The following is a 13,138-nucleotide window of genomic DNA, read 5'->3' on the forward strand; positions in this document are numbered from 1 at the left end:
TATGAATAGGCTAATCGAAGATTTTACACAATCGCTATATAAAGGATTTATTGATAAAGATGTATCACATCAGGGTAATTTTACGCCTAAGCTATTAATTAATAATAAAAAAGAAAATGTTTTATCAACTGTTGTACAAGAATTGCAAAAGTGTTCATCTTTTAGTATATCAGTGGCTTTTATTACTGAAAGTGGATTAGCTAGTTTAAAATCTTATTTATATGATTTAAACCAAAAAGGAGTAAAAGGAAGAATACTTACTTCAAATTATTTAGGATTTAATAGTCCTAAAATGTATTATGAGCTACTTAAATTAGAAAATGTTGAGGTAAGATTGACAGATGTAGAAGGATTTCACGCTAAAGGTTATATCTTTGATCATGACAATTATTCTTCGATGATCATTGGTAGTTCAAATTTAACTTCCAATGCATTGAAAATTAACTATGAGCACAATATTCTGTTATCAACGCATAGAAATGGTGAATTAGTTCATAATGTGAAATCACAATTTAATGATCTGTGGGATAAAAGTATACCGCTGACATCGAGTTGGGTTGAAGAATATCAAGAAACTTTTGAGTATAAGTCAATAAAGAAAGTATTTGAAATACAAAAAGAACAATTGAAATCTACAGAAAAATTTAATAATGCTATAGATATTCAGCCTAATAAAATGCAAAAAGAAGCATTAAAATGTTTAGAGGCTCTTAGAAACGAAGGGAGAGAAAAAAGCTTAATTATTTCGGCTACAGGAACTGGTAAAACAATATTATGTGCCTTAGATGTTAGGTCATTTAATCCAAATAGGTTCTTGTTTATAGTACATAATGAAGGTATTTTAAACAGAGCTAAAGAAGAATTTAGAAAAGTAATGCCTCATATTGATGAAAAAGAATTTGGACTTTTAACTGGAAAACATAAAGATATCAATGCGAGGTATTTATTTGCTACTATTCAAACATTATCTAATAATGAGAATTTTAAAGAATTTGCAAAGGATCATTTTGATTATATTGTTTTTGATGAGGCACATAGATCAGCTGCAGCTAGTTATCAGAAAGTATTTAATTACTTCACACCTAAGTTTATGTTAGGTATGACAGCAACTCCAGAAAGAACAGATGATCTAAATATATTTGAATTATTTGATTATAATGTGGCTTTTGAAATTAGATTACAAGAGGCCTTAGAAAGTGAAATTTTATGTCCCTTCCATTATTTTGGTGTTACGGATTATTCACTTAACGGAGAAATAAATGAGGATGTTACTGATTTAAAGAACTTAACATCTGATGAAAGATTAAAGAACATTTTAGAAAAAACAGATTACTATGGTTATTCTGGAGAAGAATTAAAGGGTCTGATTTTTGTTAGTCGGAGAGATGAAGCATATGAGTTAGCAGAAAAACTAACCAATTGTGGAATCCCTTCTGTTGGATTGACTGGTAAAGATAATATCAATGTGCGAAGTACGACAATTGACCGCTTGAAAAATGGGGAAATCAATTATATTATAACGGTCGACCTATTTAATGAAGGTATTGATATACCGGAAGTGAATCAAGTTGTAATGTTACGACCTACAGAATCAAGCATCATTTTTATTCAACAACTAGGTAGAGGGTTAAGAAAGAGTGATAATAAGGACTATGTGACAGTAATTGATTTTATAGGAAACTATAAAACTAATTACTTAATACCAGTTGCTTTATCAGGTGATCAATCTCAAAATAAGGACAATTATAAAAGATTCTTAACAACTAATAGTGAACTGAATGGCGTTTCTACTATTAACTTTGAAGAAATAGCTAAAAAACGAATTTATGATTCATTAGATGCTGTTAAACTTAATCAACCAAAATTATTAAGGGAAGCATATGAAACGGTTAAGAAAAGAATAGGAAAACAACCTATGTTAATGGATTTCATAAGACAAAATTCAGTGGACCCTAGTGTTATTTTTTCTAAATGCAAAAATTATCATGAATTTTTAACTAAAAATAAATATATTGAAGATACGTTAAGTATTAATGAATTTAAGAACTTAACATTTTTATCTAGACAGTTAACACCAGGATTAAAAAAGGTGGATATTGATGTATTAGAAACTTTAGTCGAAGGCGAAACTTCAATTGATAATTTAATTGAAAGTATGAGATATCAAAATGATGATATAACTGAAAAAGATGTGATGACATCATTAAAAGTCTTAGATTTTACATTATTTAAAGCAACAATTGGAGATATTTATGGAAGCCCACTTATAACTATTAATGATAAAAACGTGGAGCTAACAAGTGATTTTTCTAGCGCCTTAAAGAAACCATTATTTGAGAATTACTTTTTAGATTTGATCGATCTATCTAAATACAATAATATGCGATATCAAGATAGTGGAAATAAAATGATTATTTACAACAAATATTCTAGAGAAGATTTCGTAAAATTATTAAATTGGGATAGTGATGAGTCAGCAACAATTAATGGATATAAAATGAAACATCAAACTTTACCTATATTTATAACTTATGACAAACACGAAGATATAAGTGATAATACAAAATATGAAGATGAATTTTTGAGTCAGGATGAATTGAAATGGTATACGCGTTCTCCAAGAAAGATTACCTCTCCTGAAGTACAAAATATACTGAAACATGCGGAAGATAATGTAACGATGTATATTTTTGTTAAGAAAAAAGATGATGATGGCAAGTATTTCTATTATTTAGGTACAGCAAATTATATTAAAGGTACAGAAGAAGAAGATATAATGCCAAATGGTAATTCCGTGGTAACCATGAAAATTTCTATGCATCAAGCAGTTAGAGATGATATTTTTAGATATATAACTGAGGATTAATAGTTTTTTTATTTCGAGTAAGATGAACGCAATGTTCATCTTACTTTTTTTGTTTTCCTAAATAATATTTATTTTATTATTCTCATTTGCTCAAATATCTTTTTAGTTGTAATATGTAATTAAAGGAATAAGAAAACGCTTACACAATTTATAATAATTACTTCGCTTTTTATTTTCTTGTTTCTTTTGGGTTTTCTTTTCATTATTAAATGGCTTTTATGAATATGATATGGAAGGGGGATGTGATATGGCAAGTAACTATGATCTTGTAGTGATTGGTGCGGGACCTGGTGGTTATGTGGCTGCAATTAGAGCGGCACAACTTGGTAAATCAGTCGCAATCATTGAAAAGCAACATGTTGGGGGAACGTGTTTGAATGTGGGGTGTATTCCTTCTAAAACGTTACTTGAGTTTGGGTCTCAAGTACATCAAATCCATGCTGCTAATGATTTAGGTATCACAACGGGTCATTTGAATATTGATTATCCACGTTTATTTGAACATAAGAACAACATTGTTCACACGTTAACAAATGGTGTAACACAATTGCTTGAGAAGAATAACGTTGAACTGATTCAAGGAGAAGCTGTGGTTAAAGATGGACTAACAATTGAAGTGAATCAACAATCACTGAAGGCGAGAGACATCATATTAGCAACAGGTAGTCAACCATTTGTTCCACCTATTAAAGGTATCGAAGATGTAGATTATCTAACAACTGATACCTTCTTTAATCTACAGTCATTACCGAAACGTTTAGCCGTTATTGGTGGTGGTGTAATTGCTACTGAATTAGCATCATCTATGGCTGATTTAGGCGTAGACGTGACAATCATTGAAGTAGCTGATGATATCTTATTGACTGAAATTGAAGAAGTACGTGAATATTTGAAAGCACATCTGGAAGAACAAGGTGTTCATATCATTACACAAGCACAAATTAAGCAAGTAACACCTTATACTATTCAACTTGAAACCGGTGACACAGTTGAATTCAATCAATTATTAATTGCGACAGGTAGAAAGCCAAATACACAAGTCGTAAACGCGCTCAATATCGAAATGGATGGTTCGTTCATTCAAGTGAATGCATTTAATCAGACAAGTAATAACCATATTTATGCTATTGGAGACTTAGTCAAAGGTTATCAATTAGCGCATACTGCAAGTGCTCAAGGCGTTGTAGTAGCCGAAAAGTTGGCTGGATTAAATCCAAAACCTGTTAATCCTAATGAAATTACAAGATGTATTTATACAAGAATTGAAGCGGCATCCGTTGGGCTTTCAGAACAACAGGCGAAAGATGCAGGTTATGATGTAGTAGTTACTCAATCAAGTTTCCAAGGTAATGCGAAAGCGATGATCAAAGGTGAGCCTCAAGGATTCATTAAAATAGTGTCTGATAAGCAATATAATGAAATCTTAGGCGCATTTATAGTGGGACCACATGCGACAGATCTCATTGGTGAAGTTTTAGGTGTCAAATCTTCAGAAGGCACAATAAATGAACTATCTCAAATTATCCAACCTCATCCATCTTTATTAGAAGCAATAGGTGAAGGTGCAGATGCATTATTTAAAAAAGCTATACACATGTAATTTACATTTAAATTTCTGAATTTTGTGACAAAAATGTGATGTTTTGAATCGGTTAAAGGGGAGGAAATGACTATGGAAAAGGAACAAGCACGTTGGATTTATAAAACAATGAATGAAATTCGATACTTTGAAGAAAAAGTGCATAAAATTTTTAGTGATGGTCAAATTCCAGGATTCGTTCACTTGTATGTGGGGGAAGAAGCAGTTGCTACGGGTGTCATGTCATTGTTAGAAGATGATGATTATATTACAAGTACACACCGTGGACATGGTCATGCGATTGCTAAAGGTTGTGATTTAAACGGCATGATGGCTGAAATTATGGGTAAGAAAGATGGACTTGGCCATGGTAAAGGTGGCTCAATGCACGTAGCTGAAATCGATAAAGGTATGTTAGGTGCCAATGGAATTGTAAGTGGTGGCTTTGGCCTTGCGACGGGTGCAGGTATATCCATTAGAAATCAGAAAAAAGAAAATGTTGCCGTATGTTTCTTTGGTGATGGTGCAGCCAATGAAGGGAATTTCCATGAGGGATTAAACTTTGCATCTATTTTAAATTTACCAGTGATATTTGTTTGTGAAAATAACCAATTCGCTGAAGGTACAACACATGATTACGCTAGTGCGTCTGAAACCATTGCAGAACGTGCTAAAGCGTATAACATGCCTGGTGTTAGAGTGGACGGCATGGATGTGATTGAAGTGAGAAATGCTGCTAAAGAAGCGGTTGAACGAGCTAAAAATGGAGAAGGACCAACACTTATCGAATGTGATACGTATCGAAAATATGGTCACTTTGAAGGTGATGAACAAAAGGTTAAATCACCTAATGATCGTAATGCAGATAAAAATGCTACAGAAGAATTTAGAAAAGTAGCAATCAACGAAGGTTGGTTAACGGAAGAAGAAGCAACGGAAATTGAACAAGCTGCAGAACAAGCAGTTGAAGATTCAGTTGCATACGCAGAACAAAGTGAGTTACCAGATGTCGAATCACTATATAAAGATGTATTTGCATAAGCAAAGGAGGATATCATCATGAGTGAAAATCGTAAGTTAACATTTATGGGTGCAATCAACGAAGCAATCGATCAATCAATGGAAAAGGATGACAATGTCATTTTAATTGGTACAGATGTCTCTGGTGGTGCCAATGTGGAACATATCAAAGATGATGATACATTTGGTGGTGTATTTGGTGTAACCAAAGGTTTGGCTAAAAAGTATAGTCGTGATCGTGTTATTGACACACCGATAGCAGAACATATTACCTTAAGTACAGCAGTTGGTGCGGCAGCTACTGGTTTACGACCAATCGCAGAGTTAATGTTCAATGACTTTATTGGATTTGGTCTGGATCCTATTTTGAACCAAGGGGCAAAAATGCGCTATATGTTTGGTGGGAAAGCTAAAATTCCATTAGTTGTTAGAACTGTACATGGTGCAGGCGCAGGTGCAGCGGCACAACATTCACAATCACTATATAATATGTTTGCTGCGATTCCAGGTGTTAAGGTCGTTGTACCATCTAATCCGTATGATGCTAAAGGATTATTAAATGCTGCGATTGAAGATGACAATTTAGTGATATTCTCTGAAGATAAAACACTATTAGGTCAAAAAGGCGAGGTGCCAGAAGAACATTATACGGTAGAAATTGGTAAAGCCAATGTTGTTCGAGAAGGTAGCGATTTATCCATTGTAGCTATAGGTAAAATGGTAGCTGTCGCTTTAGATACGGCAGACCAATTAGCTGAAAGCAATGTATCTGTTGAAGTGATTGATTTACGCTCAGTATCACCTTGGGATAAAGATACCGTATTAGATTCAGTTAAGAAAACAGGACGACTCATTGTTATCGATGAATCTAACCCACAATGTAATGTAGCTGGTGATGTGGCATCAGTGATTGGTGATATAGGATTTGATTATTTAGATGGTCCAATTAAAAAGGTCACTGCACCAGACACACCAGTACCATTTGCAGCTAACTTAGAGGAAGCTTATATACCAAATACAGATAAAGTTTTAGATGTCGCATCAGAATTAATCGATGATTTAAAACAAGCTAAATCATAAGTATGGGGGGTGTGAAACATGAGTGAAAATATTATAATGCCGAAATTAGGAATGACAATGAAAGAAGGAACTGTTGAAGAATGGTTTAAATCAGAAGGTGACACAGTCAATGAAGGAGACAGTATTGTCACAATTAGTTCTGAAAAGTTAACACAAGACGTAGAAGCACCAGCATCAGGTACATTATTAAAAATCAATGTACAAGCAGGAGAAGAAGCAAAAGTTAAAGCAGTGCTTGGTGTTATTGGAGAAGAAGGCGAATCAACGCAGCAACAATCTAAAGAAAATAATTCTAAAGATGAAACTAATGAAAAAGCAAAAGAAAGTGATGCAGATAACGGAAACACAAATCAAGAAGACAAGGTTCAGCAGCCTAGTCAAGAAGACGCATCTCAAGAACAACGTCTATTTATTTCTCCATTAGCACGTAAAATGGCTGACAAAGAAGACCTAGATATTACACGTATTAATGGTACAGGTGGTAATCAACGGATTACTAAATTAGATATCCAACGTGTACTTGAAAATGGTTATGATCAAGCAGATTATACGTCTAGCGAACCGCAACAAGATACATCCGAAATTGCAAACTTTGCAGTAGGAAATGTCGGTGAGGGTTTAAGCCCAATGCGTAAAAATATTGCTCAAAATATGAGACAAAGTCTTCAAAATACTGCTCAGTTGACGTTACATCGTAAAGTAGATGCTGATCACCTATTAGAATTTAAAGATAAATTAAAAGGTGAGCTACAAAACGCAGGGCAAGATGTTAAGTTAACTGTCACAACATTACTTGCTAAAGCAGTAGTCTTAGCTCTTAAAGATTATGGTGCTATGAATGCACGTTATGAAAATGGCACATTAACGGAATATGATGACGTGCATTTAGGTGTAGCAACATCACTTGAAGATGGCTTAATGGTACCAGTTATAACACAAGCAAATACTAAAAGTGTTGGTTCACTTGCCAATGAAATTAAACAGTCTTCTGAAGCGGTGCGTGAAGGTAGAACAAATGATGTACAATTACAAGGGGCTACGTTTACGATTACGAATATGGGGGCAAGTGAAATTGAATACTTCACACCAATATTAAATGTTGGTGAAACAGGTATTTTAGGTATAGGCGCATTATCACAAGAGGTTGTTATGGATAACGGCAATGTTAAACAAGTGTCTCGAATTCCACTAAGTTTAACATTCGACCATCAAATATTAGACGGTGCAGGCGCAGCAGAATTCCTAAAAGTATTAGCCAAATATATCGAAAATCCATATCTGTTGATTTTATAGATTAAACCAAAGGAATCAATATAAAATATATCGCACATCTAGCTTAAAGTTGCTTTATTTTAAGTAGATGTGCGCTTTAATATCTTAATTAAAATATTAATTCAGATTATCATGTAGTTCTATATATGAAAGTTAACATTATTTTTACAATCTTTAAAAAGTGATATTTTTGTGAAAACAATCACAAACACCTTTTATTTTCTGAAAAATAGTGTAGTATATGAATTGTAAGGAATAAGACATGTTGGAGTGATAAAAGTGAGAAAAGTAATTGAAGAGCTTGTTTTCTCTGATGTAAGTAGCTATGAAATCTATGTCAATACCGGTGTGAACCAAGGTATTATTGGCGACATTAAAGATGGCTATTTAACTATCGATTCAATCCCCTATATCGATGCTGAAAGACTATACTACTATGGCTTAGAACGAAAAACATTAGTGACAAACTAATTCATTTTGACTCCTAATCGTAAATTAACAACTTGCCTTCATTGGTGAGCAATTGAAGGCATCATTATTATACCCCCCGTATAATTCTGGAAATGTTTATAAAGACCGTATCTCAAATGAGGTACGGTCTTTTTTGAATTATCTTGAATGTTGTTGGTCTTCTACGACTTTAAAGTTCTTTTTAATACCGTTATAGGCATAGATAAGATTGAACATTTTGTTTTTTGCTTTATCTACACTAGCGAATGGCATTCTGACATCACTCATTTGATTAATGTCACGTTGGAATTGCTTTTCTGCAGCTTTTTGATCAGCGATAGACATCTCTAACCATTCCTCTTTAGTAAATAAGTCTTCGAAACGAAATTCAAATGCCGTGCGGTGATTGTGTTCTCTTAATTTTAATATACGATCATGAAAAGTCATTATTTGCCCCCTATAATTCCAAAACATGTATGATAGTTACACATTAACTTTATAACTTATAAATGAATTTTACAATCATGAGTTTCAAATGTTTGAAACTTACTATTAAATAGATTGTATTCACAAACGTTTAACTTAGTAGTGTCATTGGTAATTATAAAATAATGATAAATAAAAAGGAGTTTTGAAGATGAATCAATTAAAAGATAAAGTCGCAGTCGTAACAGGTGCAGGAAGCGGTATTGGTGAAGCAATCGCAACTACTCTAGGAGAACAAGGTGTTAAAGTTGTTTTAGCTGGAAGAAATACAGATAAACTCAATGCAGTTGCTACAAAATTTGATAGCGATCAAGTTAAAGTGGTAGCTACAGATGTAACGAAACAACGTGAGGTAGAATCATTAATTGATACTGCTAAAACAAGTTTTGGTGGATTAGACATCGTTGTTAATAGTGCAGGTCAAATGAAATCATCTAAAATCACAGACTATAAAGTAGAAGATTGGGATTCAATGATTGATGTGAACGTTAAAGGAACATTGTATACAGTGCAAGCTGCATTACCAAAGTTATTAGAACAATCAAGTGGTCATATTATTAATATCGCATCTATTTCAGGATTTGAAGTAACGAAAGGTAGTGCGATCTACAGTGCCACGAAAGCAGCAGTGCATACGATTACTCAAGGATTAGAAAAAGAATTAGCCAAAACAGGTGTCAAAGTCACTAGCATTTCACCAGGTATGGTTGAAACACCATTAACAGAGCATTACGACTTTAATGGTCGTAAAAAGCTAGAAGCACAAAATATTGCTGATGCTGCCATTTATGCATTAACACAACCTAGTCATGTGAATGTTAATGAAGTAACAGTAAGACCTGTATAATATTTAATTCAAATCATAACCATGATAGACTTAAATTGTAAACGTTTTAATAAAATCATTTTACATGAAGGACGGGATGTAAATTGAATCAACGTCAATTTGAGTTATTAGAATGGTTAGTCAGTTATCAAACGGAAAGTCCACCAGGTCGGAACACCGATCCATTACAAGATGATATCGTACAGTTGTTAAAACAACTTGGCTTTAGCATACAGCGTGAAACAATGTATGAGAATGATAGTGTGGTCATTGGTACACTCAAAGGTATAGATGCACAAGCGCCTAAATTGATCTTAAACGGTCATATCGATGTTGCCTCTGTAGAAGATGATCAATACTGGATATATCCACCATTTCAACTTACGGAGCACCAAGATTGGTTATATGGTAGAGGTGTCAGTGATATGAAAGGTGGGATGTCATCATTATTTTATGTATTAGAACGATTGCATCAAGAAGGACATCGACCTAAAGGTGACATCATTGTTCAGTCAGTGGTTGGTGAAGAAGTTGGAGAAGCAGGTACTAAACGTGCTTGTGAAGTAGGACCTAAAGGTGATTTAGCGCTTGTATTAGATACAAGTGAAAATCAAGCGCTAGGACAGGGCGGTGTCATTACAGGTTGGATTACAGTTAAAAGTAAGAACACAATACATGATGGTGCCCGTCATCAAACGATTCACGCAGGTGGTGGATTATTTGGTGCGAGTGCCATTGAAAAAATGACTAAAATCATCCAAGCATTGAATGAACTCGAACGGCATTGGGCTGTAATGAAGCATTATCCAGATATGCCAGCAGGGGCCAATACCATTAATCCTGCAGTAATTGAAGGTGGCAGACACCCAGCATTTATTGCTGATGAATGTCGATTATGGATTACAGTACATTATTTACCAAATGAGTCATACGAAGATGTAGTAACAGAGATCGAAGATTATTTAAATCGTGTGGCACAAGCTGATGTGTGGCTAAAGGACAATCCACTTGAATTTGAGTGGGGCGGTACATCTATGATTGAAGATAAGGGAGAAATATTCCCAAGTTTTACAGTGCCTGTAGACCACCCTGGTTTTCATCAATTACAACAAGCACATCAAACGGTACATCAAACTCCATTAAAATATGGTATGAGTACGACAGTGACTGATGGTGGTTGGATTGCCCATTTTGATATTCCAACCATCTTATATGGACCGGGCAGCCTAGAAGAGGCGCATAGCGTTAATGAAAAAATACAAAAAGAAGAACTTAAAAAATATAGCGATGTGCTATATCAATTTTTAAAACATTGGTATCAATATCCTGAAAAATAAGTAAAAGGGCTGGAACGACAACGTTCCAGCCCTTGATTGATTAAATTAACGTTTGAGCGTATCGCGTAAGCGACTAACCCAACTGCCACCTCGTTTAGAACGCACGGCACGTCCGGATGGTTGCGCGCTTTGTCGTTTTAATTCTTGACCATATTTAAGTGCAACTTGCATCAAGTAGGCTTGAGAATTTAAAGGTGACGAATTGTTTTCGATATAATGATAATTACCATATTGATCTTGATAACGACCTTTTTGGTTATCAGATAGTTGTAAGTTCATAAAGTCTAATAAACGTGCGGCAATGTTTTTATCTTCTACAGGGAATAAGATTTCTACACGTTTGATCATATTACGTGTCATTACATCGGCTGATGATAGGTAGATACGTTCGTCTCCATTATTATGGAAGTAATAAATTCGAGAATGTTCAAGTAATCTACCAACAATACTTACAACTTCAATATTTTCACTGATACCAGGGATGCCTGGTTTTAAACAACAAATACCACGAATAATTAATTGGATTTTTACACCAGCTTGTGATGCTTCAAATAATTTTTCAATAATTGCTTTATCTGTTAATGAGTTCATCTTCATCATGATTTTCCCATTACCATGTTCTAAGTGACTACTAATCTCTTTATCAATGCGATCAATAAAGACATCTCGTATATCAAACGGTGCCACAATCAACTTGTTATATTGTGGTTTAACTGAATAGCCACTTAAATAATTAAAGAAGTTAATCGCATCTTCAGCAATTTCGTTATTTGTCGTAATAATACCCATATCTGTATACAATTTAGCAGTTTTGTCGTTATAGTTTCCTGTACCAAGATGTACAAATGATGTTAATTCACCAGCTATTTTCTTCACGACTAGTGCGATTTTACTATGTGTTTTCAGGTGTGTCATACCGTAAATGACGTGACAACCCGCATCTTCTAACATACGTGCCCAATGAACGTTATTTTCTTCGTCGAAACGTGCTTTTAATTCGACAAGGACCGTTACTTGTTTACCTTTTTCGGCAGCTTCTTTCAAGCTCTTGATAATAGGGGAATCTTTACTTACACGATATAACGTTTGTTTGATTGCAATGGTATTTGGATCTTCGGCAGCTTCTCTAATAAAATCGACAATAGGTTCGAATGATTCATATGGATGGTGGAAGAAAATGTCACGTTCCAAAGCTAATTGATAAATGTTGTTATAGCCAAGTGAACGAGGCACTTGTGGTGTGTATTTATCGTAAGTTAAATAACTTAACTTATGAGATAAGTGATCAACTAAACCAAATAAGAAAGTTAAATCTAAAGGACCGTCTACAAAATAGACGTCGTCATCTTTAACTTCAAGTTGATCCATAATCCAACCAATATCTTCACGTACAGCAGTACGACCATCCACTTCTAAACGTACGGCTGAGCCACTTTTACGTTCTTTTAAGAAGCGTTCGATTTCAATTAATAAGTCTTCTGCACCGTCTTCGTGAATGGTTAAATCTGCATTTCTTGTGATTCGGAAAGCAAATGTATTTAATACTTCGTAACCAACGAACAGTTGATTAATAAAGAATGTAACAACATCTTCTACCATTAACACATATTGCTTATACCCCTCGTTTAAAGTTAAAAATCTAGGTATTAATGATGGAATCTGAACAATTGCTGAATTAATTGCATCTTCTGTATCGATATCTACAAAGATATTTAAACTTTTATTATTCAATTTTGGAAATGGATGATAGGCATCTATACCTAATGGCGTTAATGTAGGTAAAATTTTCGTTTTAAATTCATGATCTAGTCTATTTAATAGTGATTCTGATAAGTCCTCAGGTTGAGCCATTTCAATTTCATAGTTACGTAACTCTTCAATTAATTCATTGTAGCGATTGTATTGAATGTTAACGTACTCTGTATTTTTCTTTTTTATAGCTTCTAATTGCTCTTGAGGTGTCATTTGTGCTTTGTTTTCAGGTTTATCATAGCCCATTTTGACCTGATCTTTAAGTCCTGCAACACGCACCATGAAAAATTCGTCTAAATTCGAACTAAAAATTGATACGAAATTTAATTTCTCGAGTAGTGGATTACTAAAATCATAGGCTTCTTCTAAAACTCTATAGTTAAAGTCTAACCAACTTAACTCCCGGTTGTTATAGTATTGCGGTAAATTAATATCCTTTTCTCCCAATTGAGTTTGCATACGCTTAAAAC

Annotated in this window: 9 protein-coding genes and 2 pseudogenes; 9 read left to right on the forward strand and 2 right to left on the reverse strand. The window is 34.1% G+C overall.

Annotation, left to right across the window (positions count from 1 at the left end; all coding sequences use genetic code 11):
• Window position 1: 1 nt before the first annotated feature.
• The 7 genes and pseudogenes from JX000_RS01835 to JX000_RS01860 all read left to right on the forward strand — a co-directional run bounded on the left by JX000_RS01835 (window position 2) and on the right by JX000_RS01860 (window position 8,288).
• Window positions 2-2,866 (forward strand): DEAD/DEAH box helicase, encoded by a 2,865-nt coding sequence (locus JX000_RS01835; RefSeq protein WP_124227982.1) that lies wholly within the window; start codon window positions 2-4, stop codon window positions 2,864-2,866.
• 247 nt (window positions 2,867-3,113) lie between these two features.
• Window positions 3,114-4,466, forward strand: coding sequence for a dihydrolipoyl dehydrogenase (gene lpdA, locus JX000_RS01840; protein WP_206140812.1), 1,353 nt, complete (start codon window positions 3,114-3,116; stop codon window positions 4,464-4,466).
• 66 nt (window positions 4,467-4,532) lie between these two features.
• Window positions 4,533-5,486, forward strand: a complete 954-nt coding sequence (locus tag JX000_RS01845) for a thiamine pyrophosphate-dependent dehydrogenase E1 component subunit alpha (protein ID WP_124227980.1) — start codon at window positions 4,533-4,535, stop codon at window positions 5,484-5,486.
• A gap of 18 nt (window positions 5,487-5,504) precedes the next feature.
• Window positions 5,505-6,545, forward strand: coding sequence for an alpha-ketoacid dehydrogenase subunit beta (locus JX000_RS01850; protein WP_206140813.1), 1,041 nt, complete (start codon window positions 5,505-5,507; stop codon window positions 6,543-6,545).
• An 18-nt stretch (window positions 6,546-6,563) separates the two neighbouring features.
• Window positions 6,564-7,083, forward strand: a pseudogene (locus JX000_RS12285) (biotin/lipoyl-containing protein); the annotation flags it as partial.
• Window positions 7,084-7,175: 92 nt separating this feature from the next.
• Window positions 7,176-7,838 (forward strand): annotated as a pseudogene (locus JX000_RS12290) (dihydrolipoamide acetyltransferase family protein); the annotation flags it as partial.
• A gap of 258 nt (window positions 7,839-8,096) precedes the next feature.
• Window positions 8,097-8,288: a hypothetical protein gene (locus JX000_RS01860; protein WP_002450408.1), complete on the forward strand. Its 192-nt coding sequence runs from the start codon at window positions 8,097-8,099 to the stop codon at window positions 8,286-8,288.
• A 138-nt stretch (window positions 8,289-8,426) separates the two neighbouring features.
• Here JX000_RS01860 and JX000_RS01865 read toward each other — a convergent pair whose 3' ends face one another.
• Complete coding sequence (locus JX000_RS01865; RefSeq protein WP_002450407.1) at window positions 8,427-8,714, reverse strand: DUF1413 domain-containing protein; 288 nt, start codon at window positions 8,712-8,714, stop codon at window positions 8,427-8,429.
• A 190-nt stretch (window positions 8,715-8,904) separates the two neighbouring features.
• Between JX000_RS01865 and JX000_RS01870 the strand changes: the two genes are divergently transcribed.
• Both JX000_RS01870 and JX000_RS01875 read left to right on the forward strand, forming a co-directional pair.
• Window positions 8,905-9,600 (forward strand): SDR family oxidoreductase, encoded by a 696-nt coding sequence (locus JX000_RS01870; protein ID WP_002450406.1) that lies wholly within the window; start codon window positions 8,905-8,907, stop codon window positions 9,598-9,600.
• Between the two features lie 83 nt (window positions 9,601-9,683).
• Window positions 9,684-10,916 carry an acetylornithine deacetylase gene (locus JX000_RS01875; protein ID WP_002450405.1) on the forward strand — a complete coding sequence of 411 codons (1,233 nt, stop codon included), beginning with the start codon at window positions 9,684-9,686 and terminating at the stop codon, window positions 10,914-10,916.
• A 45-nt stretch (window positions 10,917-10,961) separates the two neighbouring features.
• Here the strand turns inward: JX000_RS01875 and JX000_RS01880 are convergent, their stop codons facing one another.
• A complete protein-coding gene (locus tag JX000_RS01880) occupies window positions 10,962-13,127 on the reverse strand; it encodes an RNA degradosome polyphosphate kinase (RefSeq protein WP_002450404.1) in 2,166 nt (721 codons plus the stop codon).
• Window positions 13,128-13,138: the final 11 nt, after the last annotated feature.

Source organism: Staphylococcus sp. SB1-57 (genome assembly GCF_017086425.1).
In the GTDB taxonomy this organism is placed as follows: domain Bacteria; phylum Bacillota; class Bacilli; order Staphylococcales; family Staphylococcaceae; genus Staphylococcus; species Staphylococcus warneri_A.